We start from the raw sequence: 15,497 nt of genomic DNA on the forward strand, positions 1-15,497 counted from the left end.
CGTATCTAAATCACACATTTATGGAGAAATTTAAATTCTTGTAGTTATCTTTATATAAGATTAATTTTTAAATGTTTTTTTTAAAAGTTGGATTTTTCCATATCAGATCTTCTGTAGTATACTCTGGCTCATCCTCATCGTTCCACAAATCTGGAAATTTAATCTGATCAAAAAATAATTCGTTCATTTTGTGAATATCTTCTATGATCTCTTTTGAAGATTTTTCCAAGAACACCATAGAATCGGGATCTTCTTTTTTTCTCATAAACAAGTGGCGGGATTTTTGATCAGAACCCCGCCGGGTCTCCTCTTTTTAAAGATTCAACAAACTGACTACCTTTCTTTCTTTTCCAAACAGAAATTGGTTCAACTGTTTAAGCCTCTTGGCTCTTTAACTCTTTTATATCCTTCCTGATTGCTTTCAATTCAGGATTCAGTAAGGCATCTCCTGGCATTTTACCAGAAACAAATCTCTCTACTTTATCTAGTACTTCAATGATTCGACTAATCTTCTGTTCGTTGGTCATTTTCTATCACCTTATAATCTTCTACTATAATTGCATTCGGAAAATTCTTCTTCCTAATCTTTTCCTGTTTGGCGGTCTGCTCTATGTATAATTGAAGCTTTTCTATTTCTTCTTTTATCTTAGGATCTATTCGTTTAAGCAAAAACGGAAATCCTTCTCTTGCAATCGCAGTCAAAATTGCCATTGCAATCTTTCCCTTCGGAAGTTCGCTTTCTATCTTATGAGTTTTCGACTGGGATTTCAATCGCTTCACCACGCCATGCTTTACCGGCAATCTTGGCCAAATGTATTGCAAGATTAATAGATTGCTCTGGATTCGCTGACAAAGCTTCCAATGCGCCTTCAGTCACTTTAGCAAAGACAGAACCAAATGAAAATCTTTCTTCCCTAGTCTTTCTTCTCGCTAAAATTTGCTCCTTCTCTAAATTCCATCTTTTTCTTTCCAAATCAAACTCTTCTTGCTGGATCTCCATTTTCCGTTTGTTAGCATACTCGATAGTATCAAGCTTTTCATTCAATGCCTCTTTTTGCTTGTTGATTCTTTGCTCAACTTCTTGGTCATACTCTGCAAACTTGGAAGAATACTTTTTTGTAACTCGTTCTAAATCCTCGGAGTAAAGTCGGTTCATTTCGAAAGTTGCCTTCATAATATCCAAAGGACTAGTTTCGATAACTTGAGGAGGTGGAGCTATTTCCTTTTCTTCCGGTTCAAATACTTTCAATTGACCGGCTGTAAATACTTCACCGTCTTTTTTGATTTCATAAGTAATAAATAAAGGCTGTTTGAGTAAATGATTCAAAACTTTAAAGGAAGTTGGAATATTTTCACCATCGACGATAGTTTTTCCTGTTTCGGTAAAAAATTCAAAGGTATATATGGATTCCGGATACTCACTTTTCCTTTTTCCGTGAGCTGTTTTCATCGATCGAAAAGCTTCGTCTGAGTTTATCATCTGATTATTGTCCTTTTTTTCTTCGCTTATTGTCTGTACAACGTTAAAACAATGTATAAAGATCGTTCCAACAATGTTCTAACTATGTGACTCAAAGATTTTTATTAAGCTTGTCAAGTGAAAACTATGTTATAACTACGTTCTATGCACAAAACTCTCAGGATTCAAGCCAGGTTAAGCGAACATAATTTGATTTTAATATGGGATGATTACAAAAAAGAATTCATGCGGCAAAACGGGATCTACCCTACCGACTCAGATGTGCTAGGCTCAATTCTGTACAAGGCAAAAGAAACAAATTATTTGTACGTAAAAAGGCTGAATGTTTTGAAACTTAAAGAGAGATCAAATCAGGAAGAGAGAGAATTCCGCCTTCTTTCAGAGCTCGTAGAGAATCTAACTGAAGACGAAAAGAAATTAGGTTAGAATTGGGATCTTCAAAATTCCTAGTCTAAAGACTATATATCCAATAATACAAAGTATTAATATAGAAACGATTGCTATGAAAGTATTTCTTATCCCTTGCCATTTTCCGGCATCCTCCGATGCATTCATGGCCAGCTTAGAGTTTTTCTCACTCTCTCTCTTTGTACTTTCAATCGTTCGATCTTGAATACTTTCTTCTTCCACAATGTTCTTCAGAAATTTCTGATATCTTGGCCGGTCTTCAATTGGTAGTTTGATTTCTAAGTCTCTGACAAGTTCTACTTGTTTTGCGATAGATCCGGGAGATTTAGATATCGATGTACAAGAATAGAATAAAGATAAAAGAATCAAAAAACCTAAGTAAAAATGGATCCTTTTCATTATTTTCTCCTTTGCCATTTGTCCCAAGCAAAAGGAAAGATTGGTGATGCAATGAAGATGAGTCCTATGACTGATAAAGACCAAAAAGCCGGGAAGCCCATCGATTCAGTAAGAGATACCATTGGAGCCTTTCCAAAGAATTGAAGTACCGCATCCGCAATAAATCCTAAAAAGAATATTACTATTCCGAATCGTTGTAAGAATTGAAGTATTTTATTTTCGCTTTTCATTTTTTCCTCTTTTTAATAAATCCTATATGACATGGACTTTTCGCCGGTCCTTTAATTGCCTTTCGTAGATCCTCAATTGGAATGAAACAATTATCACCATCATGGTCCTTATAACCGGTAAGAAGTTTACCGAAAGGATCTTTCAGAAATCCACCGATGAATTTATTTTCATAATTGTTTCTTTTTCCACTAAATAAAGTTAAATGTCCTTTCCCTGAAGGATACCAAGGCTTTATATATAGCGAACACATAAAAGGCATTTCCTCTACTGATCTCTCAATTATTCCAGACATCGAGGAGACCTCGTAGTCAAATGTGAAGTCAGTGTCTTTTAATAAATTATTTAAAAGTCTTTTGTGAGCTTCCCAATGAAATCTTGTCTCACCTTTCTTTAAAATATTATCTAAGGCAATCTCGTAAGCGACCTCATCGATTTCATCTTTGATTATTTCTTTTTCCTTTAGAGCTCCACAAAACATAGAACCTGCAGAAAGGAAGCATTTAGAACTTCTATCAAAGAGAAGATGCTCATACTTTTCAAAGTCTATTAGTAAGAATAATTTCTTACCTTTCAAATCATAAACAATTCCATCCTCAATTGTATAAGGATTAATATTATCTCTTTGAGTTTTATACTTTGTCTGAGTAAAAAAAGTATCTGTGTAAAGTGGCATAAGCTTTCTTAAAACAACAATGAACCGATGATAAGAAGTCCGGCTACGAGCACCATTCCGGAGGAATCGTCATCTTTCTTTACAGAGGGCTTAACTTGATTTCTAACAGGAGTTTGCACGATTGGTACACTTGTATTCAATGCTTTCGTTTCAACTTTAATGATTGAGATTCCCGGATTCAACTTCTGAAAATCTCTGATAACTCTTCCTGACGTTTCACCGGTGGCCTTTCCGCTAGCATCGAGATCCACTAAAAAAGAAAACCTTTTTTCTTGTGTGTTAAAAAGTAGTCCCTCAGCCTTTGGATAGTTGTACTTTTTATTTGTTGGAAGATATACATAGAATCGTCCTTTCATTTTCGCTTACTCCTTATTTTATAAATTGCAAATCCGATGATTGCGATTAGTGGAAATGTAATCGCTGCTTTATTACTCAATGATGGTACAAATCGTCTCCAATTCTTAATCTGAAAATGCGACTCATCCGGGAAGCGTACTTTCTTTTTCGTTTTCGGATCGATATTCCAGAAATCTTTTCCCCAAGTTATATCTGAGTTTTTTTCCAAGAGCTTTCTGATATCGTTTTCTCTTTTAGAAAAGTTTACTCCAACGATATCGAAAGCCATTCCATGATTATGTGGTGAGTGGCCAGCTTTTGCATAAGTGACTATCGATCCGGATCTTGTTCTTCCCTGGCCATAAAGATATTCTTGCCTTTCGTTGGTTCTATACGTTTCGTATAGTTTTGATTCTGGAATAAGAGAATGCAAATCTAACCAAAATTTTTTTAATCTTGGAGTTACCTTCTCAATAGAATTCTCAACTTGTTCGAGAGCAAGACTCATATTCCTACTTTCTTGATGAACCTTTTAACTTAGAATAAATAAGAGCAATCCCTCCACCGATAATAAGAAACTTTGTCCAATCAATCGCAGCCTTTACATCTTCTTTTTTATTCCCGGTTACATCAGCAATTACTCGAACTGGATCTACCCAACCACCTTCTTCAAATACATATTCTTTTAAATTTTTAAGATTACTCTTTTTGGATAAAATGAAATCCCTGAAGTCGTTTATATCCGGATCGGTGGAAAATAAATTCGTAGTAAAGGATTTTTTGAATACTGTTCCTTGCTTAACTTGGAAGGAAATTCTCTTCAGCTCCGGATTCAATTTCAAATTTTTGAATTTTGATAGATATGATAATTCCTCAACGGAAAATCCAATTGGCTGAGTCAATCCGCTCTCTGAGTAATCAATAGCATATCGAGGAACACTATTCTTACTATTTGCTTCCCATGGAACATCCCATCCAGGAATAAAGGAAGCCTCGGGCATCGTTTGAATAAATCTATTTTGATCTTGCGGTAATATTGCCATCTTTTTTTCCTTTGCTTAATAATTCATAAATTTTGGATACAAATCCTTTCACTTCTTTAACGGTAGATTCTACTTCTTTGTTATTTAGAAGAATCTCTTGAATCTTTTCATTGTATTCTTTCTCAAGTCCGGAAATCTTCTTAGTCATTTCCTTGTCTAATTGCATGATTTTAATTTGAACTTGAGTACGTACAAAGTAAGTTAATACAAGTGAAAGAATTGAAATTAAAGGATATAGGTCTTTGATATTTTCCATGTTAGTATCGAATCCAGCAATTTTCCGTATATGTAGCCGGGGATGTTTCGTCACCAAGTCTTGGAGATCCATTTCCATCCTCGATTTGGAAAATATCGTTTGTTAAGTTTCCATCGGCAGTGATGATTTCAATGATTGTTCCAGAACCTGCATTTACGTTAGTTGATCTAATCGGAATCCCGTTAGCCTTACCAAATCTAAACCTCTGCATTTTATCATCAGCATAATCACCAATACTGCCACCATTGTAAGGCTGTCCATTGGCTTTGTTTCCATTTCCAGATTGACCCCAGATCCTTGGAGAACGTCCCCTTCTATCCCAAAGCTGAATTGTTCTATTGGCTGCCCAGTCAGCCGATGCACTTACTCCCCGCGTGACAATTGTTCCTGAAGAATTACGCACTACTAAATTTGGGAAATTATTCCATAACCATAAAAATAGATCTAATGCTTGGTTACTGGCAAGTTCAGTTGCATTGGAAGAATCATTTCCAATAGTTCCTCCTCTGACATATAGCCACCTACCAGACGTTTGATTTCGCATGGTGTATTTTATATCTCCAACTTCTGAGCCATCGGAGGATAGTTCAAGATCGGAAATCTGTTTTTGAAGCTTACCTATTGCTTGTAAAAGTGAATCTGTTTCGGAGATCGTTCCTCCGGAAGTTAAACTAAGTCCTGTAAGTGGCCTAGAAAAAATATTTGAAATTTGATTCTGAAGCTTCCCTAGAGCTCCAAGGATTGTATCGGTAGCCGTGATATTTCCACCGGTTAAGATTGAAAGACCTGTTAGGTTTACATTGAGAACGTTTACGATAAAATTTGAAATGAAGTTTTTTATTTTTCCGAAAGCCAATAAGATAGAATCGGAAGATAAAATATTTCCTGAAATTTCTGTTAATCCGGTTAAGATAGAATTCCTTACCCGGTCTTCTGTAAAATATTTGTTTATAGATCCTTCAGCTAATGAATCGGTAGATCCTGGACTAGAAACAATCGGTATATAAGCTGATCCGCTCCATCGATAAGATAGATTTGTATCTAATGCAATGTAGATCTTTCCAGACTCTCCGGAAGCCGGGAAGCTTGCAAGATTAGAAAATTCTAATACATCGTCTACGTAGCTAGGAAGAAGTGAAGCAGGAATCTTTCCTCCGGCATCGAGAGAAACCTTTGAGTCCAAAGCATTTGAGAGTCCAGAAACTTCAGGTATCGATGATGGAAATGATGAGGGCTTATTCTGAATTTGATTATAAGATGGACGGTTTTGAATGATAACAGGAAACGCTGGATTGGATTTATCTATTACTAGTCCTGTACCGGCTGACGCAAAAATATCAGAAAGTTTTGCGGATAAAGCATTTGTAAAAAATGCAAATTTTTGAGTTAGTCCATCTATTTGATCAGTAGAAAAAACTTCCACAAATTCATTAAGGTATTGTCTTGAACCATTTAAAACTTCTGTTTCTGGAATAGGATCATACAACAAGTTATCTATACGCTGAGAAATTAACTCTACATTATTTTGCAATATGGCATCTGCATTTATTCTTGCAGCTTCTTCATTGTTTAATTCGGTATTTAAATCAGAAATATCTTCTTCAATTGTTTTAAGCTTATCATTTATGATATCAAATCCATTATAGGTAGCGTCAAAATGTTCAGGCTGTCCTGGATTATCAAAATTAGCTTCGCAAAAGTCGGCTAACGCTTCTAATTGCGGTAAGAGCTCATCTAATGTAGCTTTATCTTCCCAGGACATTTTCTTTAATACTCCAAGGTAAAGTTAACTCTACCTGCGACAGCAATTTCAGTTTGTTGAATTTTAGGTAAGAAAGGAACGATATACAAAAACTCATAATCATTCGTGTTTTCAATCAGGATCTCTTCAGTTGAAGAAAATGTATTCGATTGAACGATATATACACCTACAAGCTGTTTCTTCACCTTTCTAGAAAGTACGATCTTTCCAGTCGTTGCCTCCAAGTAATTGTTTTGTGAATTGGCAGGGAAGTCTGCAAACTCCGGAATCTCCTTGTAATTGATACGGAATGGAAAATTTGTTTGTAGAGCCTCTGGAGCGATCTGAGGAATATCTGAGTTTGCAGAAATTAAGGTATTGAAAATCCCAATGTTTGGATCTATGATTTTATCGAAATCATCGTTATATACACTCTCAATATTCTCATTCGCTAGAAGAAAAGCCAATTGAACTGGATTTTCTAATGCAAGCTTTGATCTAAAATAATAAGTCATAAAAAGAGGATTACTTATTTTTAGATTTCTCGCTTTCTCAATATTTACCTTTGTGATAGAAGCTGTCTCAGTATAACGCGAGAAATGATCTGGTGCTGGAAGTTCATTCTCACGTCTAAAACTTTGAGTAAATATAAACGCATGAGAAACGTTAATTAACATGCTAAATTTCCTCTACGACCAATGCAATAGCTACATCTCTCGGATCTACACCAACATTATTCGTACTTAATTGAACTTCTAAGTTATCTGTTACTCCAAGAACCGGTTTTTTGCCAGGTATAGGAAAAACATTGTACGCTGGAGAACCATGTATTGCGCCTGCTACTGCTAGAGACATTGATCCTTCAATGATTCCACCTGTCCGTTGAATCGACGAAGAAATTAAGTCGACCATTACATTATCGAGACCAGGTTTATATCTTAAAATCCATCCATTGATTCGAATATCTGTATCAAAAGAATTCGCCAGAGTTATTGCAGTTTGGGAGTTTTTTTGAGGAAGAACAGAATCAGAGTTTCCTGCTAGAAAGTAATAGGGTTTCTTCTTTGCATACTCAGGATCATCCTCAACTACTTCCTCTACCAGTAAACTTACAGATACATCCTTTTCGGATATTCCAACGGCCTGAGTTTGGAGTTTAATCTCAATTGTTTCACCAGATCCTATCATTGGCTTTCTGCCAAGCAGAGGAAAGCAATGAAATCCCGGTTGTCCATATGGTGCACCAATGACTGAAAGAGGAAGATAACCTCTGATTAGATTTTTTATCGATTTACTTTCTAAATTGAAGCCAACATCTTCCAATCCTGGTTTGTACCGTAGTACTATACCATGGATTCTTTTCTTTATGTTTACCTTAGAAGTTAATATAATTGCTCTCTGAAATGAATTGGAATTTGCTCCGATTGCCTTAGAGTATCCAGATAATAATGTGAACTTATTTTTGATTTGAGTTGCCGACATATGTTATTTCCCAAAAATTCGAATTCCAGGGAGCTTGGCCTCCCTGGAAAAGGTTAAATGCTATTTGTTAACTGATTTCTCTTCGATCACGAAGAGTCTTCCAACTAACAAATAGTCAACAAGAGTATTTCCTGGAGTTACACCATCTTCAGGTGTACCAATAATTGAGAAGGTTTGGCCTTGCTCAACATTCAAAGGAAGACGAATGATATTTCTTTCATTTTCTATTGAACCTTCAGGATAAACCCATCCAGCTACCGTTTCATTGGATGGGCTGATACCATTGCCAACTTTTTGGTAACCAAGAATCTGAGGAAGAGGATCATGCGCTTCGATAGCAAGAAAGCTTCGCACTTCATCTTTACCAAGAGTCACTTTGAATTTTGTCTGATTCAAAAGCTTGGTTAAAGCGCTTAACGGCGCATAATCGTTTGCAGGACCGGCTAGATTCAAAGGAGTGAAATCAGGACCAAAACTGTATAGTTTCAAACCTAATGTCTTTCCCGCAGCTCCATCGAATGGGTTCTTTCCATTCGTATTGTAAAGAGCCTTTCCAGGGTAATTTTTTCTTACCTCTTCACCACCAAACAAAATGATTCTAGTAGAACCTGCTTCATACTTGAAGACAGATTGTTTTGTATCAAAGAGTTTACCGGACGAGATTACATCTCGTACCGGGTCTTTTTTCTTTTTCGCTTGTGTTTCCATAGTTATTTGTTGCTTCTCCTTGCCTAACTAGGCTTTAACTATTTCTTTTCTTCTTTTGATCTACTTTCCGATATCGGAATAGATATCCGAATCAGTGCCAGCAAGAGAATAAATTGGATCAGGATCACCATCTAATTCAAATTCTGGAGTTTCATTTACATTTCCAGCTAGAGACAATTGACTATTGCTTGGCTGAACATACTGGATCTTTCCATCTTGAAAGGCCTTTCTAATACGAGAGTCAACCTCTTGATTGATTTGGTTTTCCAACTCTTCACCAGACATTTCCTCGTAGTCTTCTTCACCTGACAATGCATCTACGATACCTGCCGGAAGAGCCTTTTGAATCGTAGGTATCTTTGTTGCAAGATGAATCGAAGCGGCAATGCTTCCACCTACTAGACCAACTCTAACGAGCTTATCTTTTACAGATCCTTGGAATTTGATCGCAGCCACGGAGATCCCACTTGAAACAAGAACTGTTCCGGTTTCCGGAGATTCTTTCAAGATCTGCTTTGCATAATCCATAGTTGAAAGGAATCGATTGAGAGCATAACCAACAAAGGCAGCTCCTCCGATCTTTGCGCCTGACATAAGTTCTGTTTTAAAAGACATCTTACGCCACCTTGCCAGAGATTTTGGAAACGTTTTTCTTGACTCGTTCCTTAATCGACTGGGCTTTCAAGTACGGAGCTAATTTCTTAGCATTCCTATCCTGTACGGATTTGACTCTTTGCTCATAGCGTAACCATACCTCAGCGGAGGCTGATTCCTTGGGACGCTTAGGCATTTTAATGAGTTTGGGTTTCTTCATTTTCGCTTACCTATTTGCTTTTCTTTCCTACTAAAAAAATGACACCAATGACAGCGACTCCTCCTAGTATCAAAGGAAGTTTACTATCTTCTTTTATGCTGTGAGTGATTTCAGAATCGAAAACTCCTCCGGCTTTTGCAGATCTATCTGTTATCTTCGATGGGGCTGTGACAGTTGGCCTTGCAACTTTAATGCTCGATACTTTCGAAGATGAGGCTCGCTTCACTTTTACCGGAGCTTTTGTCTTTCTTATTAAATCTAAAATAGCAGTATTACGTTTGTTTTTCGCTTGGTTACGTGCTTGTTTCTTTTGAGCAGCTCCCTGTTGCATGGTACTTGCCGCGCTCATGGCCATCGGTATAAATTGAGCAAATCCTAATTCTCCGTTCATCTCATCCTCTTCGATACTTTCGCTTGTTTCTGGATCTTCTTCGCTTTGAATGTCTTCATAGCTTTCACCGCTTTCAAAATCTTCCTCGGTTTGCTCTTCTTCCTCTTCTTCTGGCTCTTCCGGAGATCCTTCCGGATTGAGTAGGCCTCCAGCTCCTTCAGCTACCTGAGAAAGCACATCCCCGGCTCCTTTGGCCAAATTTGAAACTCCCTTACTCAATCCCTTGCCAACGTCTGACCAAGCCTTTCCATAGGCCTTTACGCCGCTAGAAATGCCCTTCTGGACGCCCTTAGTGGCCTTGGAGACCGATTTCCCGACGTTTCTAAATCCTTTGGTTAAGCCTTTAGCTTTGAATTTAGGAGCTCTGAATTTTGTTTTGAATTTTGGAAGTTTTGGAGCTTTGGGTAACTTGATACCCTTGAAACCTTTAAAGCCTTTGAATCCGCCAAATCCTTCTAAGGTTTCTATTTCGTGAATGTTTCCATCATAGTCACCGTAGACTAAGACAGTGTCTTCATTCTCATCCTCAAAGCCATAAACAAGTAGACCAGTATCTTCATCTTCACCTAATAGAAAATACTCTTCTCCATCGTCACCGGATAACAATATAGGTTCATCGGAGAATATGGGAGCGACTATCTCTTCACCATGAAGAGTAGAATTATAGCTTACTAAATAATTTTGAATTGATTGAGGGGGCATTTCGTCCCCCTCTAATCTTACTGATTCCACTTGTGTCATTTTCGCTTGGAATGAATCACTTATCTTTTTTATAATTTGTAAAGATAAAATATTCTCAGAACGTAACTTGTCTTAAAGTTAGCCAAATGGCTGAGATGCATACAAGTTAGTCAATGTTATCCATTTGGCTGAGTTGCATCCAACTTAGTCAAAGTTATCCATTTGGATGCATTGTATCCTGGCACTTAACTCTTCTTTGGGTGGTTTTTTTCATAGAAAACTCTTCGAAACTGAGGTATATAGAGAGTTTTTCCAAAGACATTGTAAGGATAGGTGCAATCGTATGGAGTCCATTCGCTTCCTATAATGTCTTTGTCTCTGAATTCTACAAAGATATGTCTTGGTCTTTCATATCTTCCGGTAACTACGAGACGAGTTTCAAAATTATTTTTAAAGAGTTCATTCTTCAATCGAAAGAAACTTAATGAAAGAATGGATCTATCGTCGCAATCAAATGGAAAATCTGTATTTGCATTCTCTAAAAGAATCTTTGGCCTACTAACGTGCTCTTTTTTTTCTGGATCGCGTACGTACCGGATAGATTTTATCAATTCATAAAACTCTTTGATAGAAAGATCTTTCAATGGCCTTCCCCAGTGAGTGAAGAGTAATAAATCTGTCCAATAGAGCCTTGCTAAATCAAAGCAATCGGCAACTGTATCTTTGTAAGAAATTAATGGTTTTGTGGTGCGGGTGTATTCCCCGATCTTTTCAACTTTTCGCATAGTCGAAATTCGGGGTGGAAATCAAGGATTAAGTCAAGAGGCTTTTTTAGATTTTTTCTTATGTTTAACAGGAGTTCCATCCGGATGAGTCGCCTTGGAAAGATCAAATCTTTCATTTGCTGATTCAGTAATTATCTTTCTCAATTTTTTAGCCTCAGACTTGCCTGGAACCACAACTTGAAAAGTAACCTTATTTTTCATCTTTTTCATCTCCTTCATTTAGATTTATTTTCTCATCTTGATCAAGCATATAATCGTAGGCTGTAATGATAAAATAAAGCCTCATTCGCTTGGTATCTTTTAACTTACGGTAAATAACCTTAATAACAGTTGGATTTCCTTTTTCAAGATAGCCAATCGCCTCGAAACAGCCATCTTTCCTTTTGAATTCCAAATATTTTCCATAAGTAAAAAATGCATGAATGTCCTGAAATTGTAATCCATGATCTTCAACATGTGTGCGATTGATACCTTCATCGTAAAAAAACTGGAAGAACCATTCGCTTGGTTCAAAATTAAAAATATTCTCCTTCATGGCGAAAATAGATCTTGCTCCACGGCTCTCTGAAGTATGGTTTCCCTCTTCTTAACCAGCTTGTCCCTCTTATCGTTAACATAGTTAAGATTATTGATCGTGGTCGATAGTTCCCTATCGACCTCCATCATTTCAGCTTCGACTTTCTCCAATTCCTTTTTCCATATCGGTTTAAGATTTGATGAATCCATATAAGCCTTTGCCGGTTCAGTTCTCTTGAGTGCGCCCATCTGTACTTGATTCCTCAATATTGTTGTTTGGTTCAATAATAGAAGCATCTGCTCCGCTAGCTTGCTCAACATGTGAATTGTTCTGATTGGTAGATGGGTTTTGATTCTCTTTGGACAATTTATCTTGAATTGCCTTGTGCATTGATAAACCAAGGTAACGTTGGGGAAACTCTGAGATATTTATCAAATCCTCATCTGAAGGATAGCCTTCATATACTGGATTAAATTTATGGTGGTAACACCAGCTCACCCAGATTAAGTTTTGCAAAACCAGAAAGGCTTCGAAAGTAGTAATTGGGCTAAAACTACGATTAACCAACAAGGCATTTACCTCAGCTCTGAATTGCTCCAAATCCGTACTTGCTGGGACTTGGTTTTCAAATAAAATCACAGCAATTTCTAAATATGTTCTCATCTTATTCCTCCGATGAATAATATTTTATCTCTTTCCATTTTCGCTTTTATAAATGAAAACTCTTTATCATATTCTATTAAAACATGATCATCACATAATAAACGGCCATTAACGATTTGCTTTCCGAAAGACTCGCATCCTTGAGCTTCACAAAATTCTTGAAGTCTTCTTTTTTGCGTAAAATCTGAGAAAGCCATTAATTTTCTTTTCCTCGATAGATAGAAGATCGAGTGACATACTCGCCATGAGTTCGTAAAATCCTTTGGCATTCTTCAAACGTTCCTGTATGAACTAGAGAATCAAAAATGAAGGCTCTAAACATTTCTTCGAATAGGCCACCGGTAATAGGTTCCAATCTCACAGCCGGTCTCATAGCTCTCTCCTGTCCTTCCTGGATATGTAGTCCAAAATTTCTATTAGTACAATAAAAACTAAAAGACTATACGGGATGCGCTCCGGAGCCCAAAAGTTCTTTGATCCCGAAAGACGAAAAATCCAAAAGGTAAGGATAAATGAAGTAACAATGATTATCAGCTTTCTCATTCGTATCCTATCTCAATTCGGAATAGCTTTCCAATTCTCTTTCTGTAATAATCTTCCTTTCGTTTCGAATACTTTCTAAGAGTTGTAAAGATAGTGAAGTTGTAATGATCCTGAAAGAATAATAATAGATACTTTCCTTTCTTCATTAGTTTGAATGTTCCTCCTGGATATCGAGTATCATAATTCAAGAAAGGTTCACTCAAGTCTTCTAGGTTAACAACAAGCACCTCGATGAGAGCAGAGAATTTAGGTATAGACTTACCTAAAGTTCCAAACTTGAGATAATAGTTTGAAAATTTAATACTATTCCTAATCCATTCTGGATTCTTTTTTAGTTCTGCAAGTTGCGCCTTAGTAAATCTATTCGCATCCATCGAATCAAGAGGGCTTATTCGTTGCTTAAATGTAAAATCACTCATACTAAAATATCCTTGCGATAACATAACCTATGACAAATGATACAAGAACTATCATCGTCTCTGAATCAATAGAAACATCACAAATCGGTATCATTTTAATAACGTCGTAATGGCGAATTCGACACCTAAGATAAATATAGATCTTTTGAAATAATCTATATCATCCAAGACTTGATCTTCACTTCCACTATAGAGTTTTCTCGCCTCCGCTTCCGCTTTTGATCTCAAATCCTCAATCTTTTGAATCGGTATCTCCATTTTACTTTTCTCCTTTTTGAAAGTTTTTGTTAAAATGACGACATGACGACATGGCTTAATTTTGCTCATTTACCAGGAATTGTTTACCGGAAGAATTCGTTCTTCTTCTCTCGAATCCTAATTGAACCAAGCCTCTACCTATCCAACGAACGTCCATTTTGAAGAAAGGATGCTTTGGATGAATGTATAGGTAAATATCAGTAGCACTTAACCATTTATGCTTTTTATTTTTAAGATTTATTTGGTTTAAAGGTAGTGGCCGGAAGTATCTAAGAATGATCTCAAATTCATTATTAGAATATTCGTATTGAAGATTATTTGTTGTAATCGCAAAATTCTCTTCCGGAGTCATTCGAATGTTTTGAATCTTTGCCTTAGTATATTTTTGATATACTTGCGACCAAAATTTTTCTATAGGTATTCTTTGGAATTTTGAAACTTTAATTGGCTCTGCTAAAGAGAAGACTATGAATCGACGGTTTCCGGTATTATCAATTAGAAACTCAACCTTATTGCATGCACCAAGAAAATTGGCCATCCTATCCCACTGTCGAGCGTTCTTACCGTAAGCAGCTCTTTCGATTGCGAATGAACTTGAAAGAAAGGCTTTTAAATCAGCGGCTTCGGTTTTCTTTGTTATCCGGTCAATCTCATCTAAATTCCAAATAAAGACTCCGGAAGCCATCATCACCAAATCTTTAGATTTGAAATTTTCGGGAATCCGAGCTGTATAGTATGGAAGCAATGCTTTCGGAATTAATCCATTAATGAAGGTAGATTTATACCATCCCTGTGCTCCTTGAAGAATGAGACAAAATTCATTTCTAAAAGGCAAATCTGAATATAAAGTATGAAGAGAAGCCAAGAGCCACTTCTCAAAATAGGTTCTAAATTTAATTTCATTCGTAACCTTAATACAAGAGCATACTTGCCCGATCCAATCGGTCTTTCCATCCCATTGGTCAGCTATTGAAGGAAAGTATTCTTTAACTGGATGATAAGAAGGAATGAAACTCGAATTAAGGATAGAAAGAAGTGTATCTTTAGAAATATACTTAAATTCTTTTTGTCTTCTAAGGCTAAGGTAAAGATCTGAAAAATCTCTATCACTCCAAAGAATATAATCTTTGGAGCCTTTCGGTTTAAATTCTAGGCATTGGTTTAAAACATTGAATCTTGCTACCAAATTTTCATTTAGGTAATTCTCAAGTTTATGGACTTCTCCGTCATAGTCGATCTTATCAGATTTCTTTTGAACTTTTGTCGTATCAATTTTTTCCGATACAATTAATTCGACCTTTCTCTTACCGATAGAATTGGCCACTGCTTGGCCTAACTGATCAAAGTATTTATTCTCGATATGCTTTTTTACACTGAGTGCACCTGTTCCATTTAATGAAAATATTACTCTTGCATCAGTTAATTTATGAAGTGCAAACTCCTTAAAAAAACGATCATAATACATTTTAGGAATGACCTTTTCAATTTCTTTCTTTATTTGATTTTCAATTTGATCAGACATATCCTCGAATCCTTGAAGGCTTTAAAATACTGACTTTGATTTTCTTAAAATAATCTGATAAGCAGAATTTGCATAAATTATATTGGTATAACTTAACATTGATTGCACCACAACTTGCACATTTTGGAATCTCAACTTCCTTTTCTT

At 36.4% G+C, this 15,497-nt stretch carries 27 protein-coding genes; 2 read left to right on the forward strand and 25 right to left on the reverse strand.

The features are described from left to right. Positions 1–67: 67 nt before the first annotated feature. From DI060_RS04570 to DI060_RS04580, 4 genes are all read right to left on the reverse strand, one after another. Positions 68–265, reverse strand: coding sequence for a hypothetical protein (locus tag DI060_RS04570; protein ID WP_108974235.1), 198 nt, complete (start codon positions 263–265; stop codon positions 68–70). A gap of 109 nt (positions 266–374) precedes the next feature. Beyond that, the gene (locus DI060_RS18890) at positions 375–527 is read right to left on the reverse strand and encodes a hypothetical protein (RefSeq protein ID WP_167836915.1); all 153 of its coding nucleotides are present in this window, start codon (positions 525–527) and stop codon (positions 375–377) included. Further along, positions 505–771: a hypothetical protein gene (locus tag DI060_RS04575; RefSeq protein WP_135354986.1), complete on the reverse strand. Its 267-nt coding sequence runs from the start codon at positions 769–771 to the stop codon at positions 505–507. Before DI060_RS04575 ends, DI060_RS18890 begins: the two co-directional genes overlap by 23 nt. Continuing rightward, positions 746–1,480: a hypothetical protein gene (locus DI060_RS04580; protein WP_108974239.1), complete on the reverse strand. Its 735-nt coding sequence runs from the start codon at positions 1,478–1,480 to the stop codon at positions 746–748. The genes DI060_RS04575 and DI060_RS04580 overlap by 26 nt, the downstream gene beginning before the upstream one ends. A gap of 225 nt (positions 1,481–1,705) precedes the next feature. On the opposite strand from DI060_RS04580, the gene DI060_RS04585 reads away from it, so the two are divergent. Continuing rightward, positions 1,706–1,906, forward strand: coding sequence for a hypothetical protein (locus DI060_RS04585; protein ID WP_135354988.1), 201 nt, complete (start codon positions 1,706–1,708; stop codon positions 1,904–1,906). A gap of 366 nt (positions 1,907–2,272) precedes the next feature. Further along, a complete protein-coding gene (locus tag DI060_RS18895) occupies positions 2,273–2,431 on the forward strand; it encodes a hypothetical protein (RefSeq protein ID WP_167836916.1) in 159 nt (52 codons plus the stop codon). Between the two features lie 82 nt (positions 2,432–2,513). Here DI060_RS18895 and DI060_RS04600 read toward each other — a convergent pair whose 3' ends face one another. The 21 genes from DI060_RS04600 to DI060_RS04695 form a co-directional block, all read right to left on the reverse strand. Further along, complete coding sequence (locus DI060_RS04600) at positions 2,514–3,191, reverse strand: hypothetical protein (RefSeq protein ID WP_108974248.1); 678 nt, start codon at positions 3,189–3,191, stop codon at positions 2,514–2,516. Between the two features lie 8 nt (positions 3,192–3,199). After that, entirely contained in the window at positions 3,200–3,547 is a 348-nt protein-coding gene (locus tag DI060_RS04605; protein ID WP_108974250.1) for a hypothetical protein, read from the reverse strand. Next, the gene (locus tag DI060_RS04610) at positions 3,544–4,035 is read right to left on the reverse strand and encodes a M15 family metallopeptidase (RefSeq protein WP_108974252.1); all 492 of its coding nucleotides are present in this window, start codon (positions 4,033–4,035) and stop codon (positions 3,544–3,546) included. The genes DI060_RS04605 and DI060_RS04610 overlap by 4 nt, the downstream gene beginning before the upstream one ends. Before the next feature lie 4 nt (positions 4,036–4,039). Continuing rightward, positions 4,040–4,570 carry a hypothetical protein gene (locus tag DI060_RS04615; protein ID WP_108974254.1) on the reverse strand — a complete coding sequence of 177 codons (531 nt, stop codon included), beginning with the start codon at positions 4,568–4,570 and terminating at the stop codon, positions 4,040–4,042. Then, entirely contained in the window at positions 4,542–4,826 is a 285-nt protein-coding gene (locus DI060_RS04620) for a hypothetical protein (RefSeq protein ID WP_108974256.1), read from the reverse strand. Before DI060_RS04620 ends, DI060_RS04615 begins: the two co-directional genes overlap by 29 nt. Position 4,827: 1 nt before the next feature. Then, complete coding sequence (locus DI060_RS04625) at positions 4,828–6,588, reverse strand: hypothetical protein (protein ID WP_108974259.1); 1,761 nt, start codon at positions 6,586–6,588, stop codon at positions 4,828–4,830. Positions 6,589–6,593: 5 nt separating this feature from the next. Next, complete coding sequence (locus DI060_RS04630) at positions 6,594–7,244, reverse strand: hypothetical protein (RefSeq protein ID WP_108974261.1); 651 nt, start codon at positions 7,242–7,244, stop codon at positions 6,594–6,596. 1 nt (position 7,245) lies between these two features. Then, positions 7,246–8,049: a hypothetical protein gene (locus DI060_RS04635; protein WP_108974263.1), complete on the reverse strand. Its 804-nt coding sequence runs from the start codon at positions 8,047–8,049 to the stop codon at positions 7,246–7,248. A gap of 60 nt (positions 8,050–8,109) precedes the next feature. Continuing rightward, a complete protein-coding gene (locus DI060_RS04640; RefSeq protein ID WP_108974265.1) occupies positions 8,110–8,757 on the reverse strand; it encodes a hypothetical protein in 648 nt (215 codons plus the stop codon). 60 nt (positions 8,758–8,817) lie between these two features. Next, positions 8,818–9,372, reverse strand: a complete 555-nt coding sequence (locus tag DI060_RS04645; protein ID WP_108974267.1) for a hypothetical protein — start codon at positions 9,370–9,372, stop codon at positions 8,818–8,820. 1 nt (position 9,373) lies between these two features. After that, positions 9,374–9,571, reverse strand: coding sequence for a hypothetical protein (locus tag DI060_RS04650; RefSeq protein WP_108974269.1), 198 nt, complete (start codon positions 9,569–9,571; stop codon positions 9,374–9,376). 10 nt (positions 9,572–9,581) lie between these two features. Next, the gene (locus tag DI060_RS04655) at positions 9,582–10,664 is read right to left on the reverse strand and encodes a hypothetical protein (protein ID WP_135354989.1); all 1,083 of its coding nucleotides are present in this window, start codon (positions 10,662–10,664) and stop codon (positions 9,582–9,584) included. A 224-nt stretch (positions 10,665–10,888) separates the two neighbouring features. Then, positions 10,889–11,428 (reverse strand): hypothetical protein, encoded by a 540-nt coding sequence (locus DI060_RS04660; protein ID WP_108974273.1) that lies wholly within the window; start codon positions 11,426–11,428, stop codon positions 10,889–10,891. Between the two features lie 33 nt (positions 11,429–11,461). Continuing rightward, the gene (locus tag DI060_RS18900) at positions 11,462–11,629 is read right to left on the reverse strand and encodes a hypothetical protein (protein WP_167836917.1); all 168 of its coding nucleotides are present in this window, start codon (positions 11,627–11,629) and stop codon (positions 11,462–11,464) included. Next, positions 11,619–11,963, reverse strand: coding sequence for a hypothetical protein (locus DI060_RS04665; protein ID WP_108974275.1), 345 nt, complete (start codon positions 11,961–11,963; stop codon positions 11,619–11,621). Before DI060_RS04665 ends, DI060_RS18900 begins: the two co-directional genes overlap by 11 nt. Then, positions 11,960–12,193, reverse strand: coding sequence for a hypothetical protein (locus DI060_RS04670; RefSeq protein WP_108974277.1), 234 nt, complete (start codon positions 12,191–12,193; stop codon positions 11,960–11,962). The genes DI060_RS04665 and DI060_RS04670 overlap by 4 nt, the downstream gene beginning before the upstream one ends. Continuing rightward, positions 12,171–12,608, reverse strand: coding sequence for a hypothetical protein (locus tag DI060_RS04675; RefSeq protein ID WP_108974279.1), 438 nt, complete (start codon positions 12,606–12,608; stop codon positions 12,171–12,173). Before DI060_RS04675 ends, DI060_RS04670 begins: the two co-directional genes overlap by 23 nt. Then, complete coding sequence (locus DI060_RS04680; RefSeq protein ID WP_108974281.1) at positions 12,605–12,805, reverse strand: hypothetical protein; 201 nt, start codon at positions 12,803–12,805, stop codon at positions 12,605–12,607. The genes DI060_RS04675 and DI060_RS04680 overlap by 4 nt, the downstream gene beginning before the upstream one ends. A gap of 342 nt (positions 12,806–13,147) precedes the next feature. After that, positions 13,148–13,570, reverse strand: coding sequence for a hypothetical protein (locus tag DI060_RS04685; RefSeq protein WP_135354990.1), 423 nt, complete (start codon positions 13,568–13,570; stop codon positions 13,148–13,150). 90 nt (positions 13,571–13,660) lie between these two features. Next, positions 13,661–13,828 carry a hypothetical protein gene (locus DI060_RS18905; protein ID WP_167836918.1) on the reverse strand — a complete coding sequence of 56 codons (168 nt, stop codon included), beginning with the start codon at positions 13,826–13,828 and terminating at the stop codon, positions 13,661–13,663. 55 nt (positions 13,829–13,883) lie between these two features. Beyond that, positions 13,884–15,350 carry a VapE domain-containing protein gene (locus DI060_RS04695; RefSeq protein ID WP_108974287.1) on the reverse strand — a complete coding sequence of 489 codons (1,467 nt, stop codon included), beginning with the start codon at positions 15,348–15,350 and terminating at the stop codon, positions 13,884–13,886. Positions 15,351–15,497 lie beyond the last annotated feature (147 nt).

This window comes from Leptospira ryugenii (genome assembly GCF_003114855.1).
Lineage (GTDB): Bacteria > Spirochaetota > Leptospiria > Leptospirales > Leptospiraceae > Leptospira_A > Leptospira_A ryugenii.

Bases quoted from the DNA above. Each gene is read 5' to 3' on its own strand.
- DI060_RS04570 (WP_108974235.1), bottom strand. From the start codon at position 265: ATGAGAAAAAAAGAAGATCCCGATTCTATGGTGTTCTTGGAAAAATCT.
- DI060_RS18890 (WP_167836915.1), bottom strand. From the start codon at position 527: ATGACCAACGAACAGAAGATTAGTCGAATCATTGAAGTACTAGATAAA.
- DI060_RS04580 (WP_108974239.1), bottom strand. From the start codon at position 1,480: ATGATAAACTCAGACGAAGCTTTTCGATCGATGAAAACAGCTCACGGA.
- DI060_RS04585 (WP_135354988.1), top strand. From the start codon at position 1,706: ATGCGGCAAAACGGGATCTACCCTACCGACTCAGATGTGCTAGGCTCA.
- DI060_RS18895 (WP_167836916.1), top strand. From the start codon at position 2,273: ATGGATCCTTTTCATTATTTTCTCCTTTGCCATTTGTCCCAAGCAAAA.
- DI060_RS04600 (WP_108974248.1), bottom strand. From the start codon at position 3,191: ATGCCACTTTACACAGATACTTTTTTTACTCAGACAAAGTATAAAACT.
- DI060_RS04605 (WP_108974250.1), bottom strand. From the start codon at position 3,547: ATGAAAGGACGATTCTATGTATATCTTCCAACAAATAAAAAGTACAAC.
- DI060_RS04610 (WP_108974252.1), bottom strand. From the start codon at position 4,035: ATGAGTCTTGCTCTCGAACAAGTTGAGAATTCTATTGAGAAGGTAACT.
- DI060_RS04615 (WP_108974254.1), bottom strand. From the start codon at position 4,570: ATGGCAATATTACCGCAAGATCAAAATAGATTTATTCAAACGATGCCC.
- DI060_RS04620 (WP_108974256.1), bottom strand. From the start codon at position 4,826: ATGGAAAATATCAAAGACCTATATCCTTTAATTTCAATTCTTTCACTT.
- DI060_RS04625 (WP_108974259.1), bottom strand. From the start codon at position 6,588: ATGTCCTGGGAAGATAAAGCTACATTAGATGAGCTCTTACCGCAATTA.
- DI060_RS04630 (WP_108974261.1), bottom strand. From the start codon at position 7,244: ATGTTAATTAACGTTTCTCATGCGTTTATATTTACTCAAAGTTTTAGA.
- DI060_RS04635 (WP_108974263.1), bottom strand. From the start codon at position 8,049: ATGTCGGCAACTCAAATCAAAAATAAGTTCACATTATTATCTGGATAC.
- DI060_RS04640 (WP_108974265.1), bottom strand. From the start codon at position 8,757: ATGGAAACACAAGCGAAAAAGAAAAAAGACCCGGTACGAGATGTAATC.
- DI060_RS04645 (WP_108974267.1), bottom strand. From the start codon at position 9,372: ATGTCTTTTAAAACAGAACTTATGTCAGGCGCAAAGATCGGAGGAGCT.
- DI060_RS04650 (WP_108974269.1), bottom strand. From the start codon at position 9,571: ATGAAGAAACCCAAACTCATTAAAATGCCTAAGCGTCCCAAGGAATCA.
- DI060_RS04655 (WP_135354989.1), bottom strand. From the start codon at position 10,664: ATGCCCCCTCAATCAATTCAAAATTATTTAGTAAGCTATAATTCTACT.
- DI060_RS04660 (WP_108974273.1), bottom strand. From the start codon at position 11,428: ATGCGAAAAGTTGAAAAGATCGGGGAATACACCCGCACCACAAAACCA.
- DI060_RS18900 (WP_167836917.1), bottom strand. From the start codon at position 11,629: ATGAAAAATAAGGTTACTTTTCAAGTTGTGGTTCCAGGCAAGTCTGAG.
- DI060_RS04665 (WP_108974275.1), bottom strand. From the start codon at position 11,963: ATGAAGGAGAATATTTTTAATTTTGAACCAAGCGAATGGTTCTTCCAG.
- DI060_RS04670 (WP_108974277.1), bottom strand. From the start codon at position 12,193: ATGGGCGCACTCAAGAGAACTGAACCGGCAAAGGCTTATATGGATTCA.
- DI060_RS04675 (WP_108974279.1), bottom strand. From the start codon at position 12,608: ATGAGAACATATTTAGAAATTGCTGTGATTTTATTTGAAAACCAAGTC.
- DI060_RS04680 (WP_108974281.1), bottom strand. From the start codon at position 12,805: ATGGCTTTCTCAGATTTTACGCAAAAAAGAAGACTTCAAGAATTTTGT.
- DI060_RS04685 (WP_135354990.1), bottom strand. From the start codon at position 13,570: ATGAGTGATTTTACATTTAAGCAACGAATAAGCCCTCTTGATTCGATG.
- DI060_RS18905 (WP_167836918.1), bottom strand. From the start codon at position 13,828: ATGGAGATACCGATTCAAAAGATTGAGGATTTGAGATCAAAAGCGGAA.
- DI060_RS04695 (WP_108974287.1), bottom strand. From the start codon at position 15,350: ATGTCTGATCAAATTGAAAATCAAATAAAGAAAGAAATTGAAAAGGTC.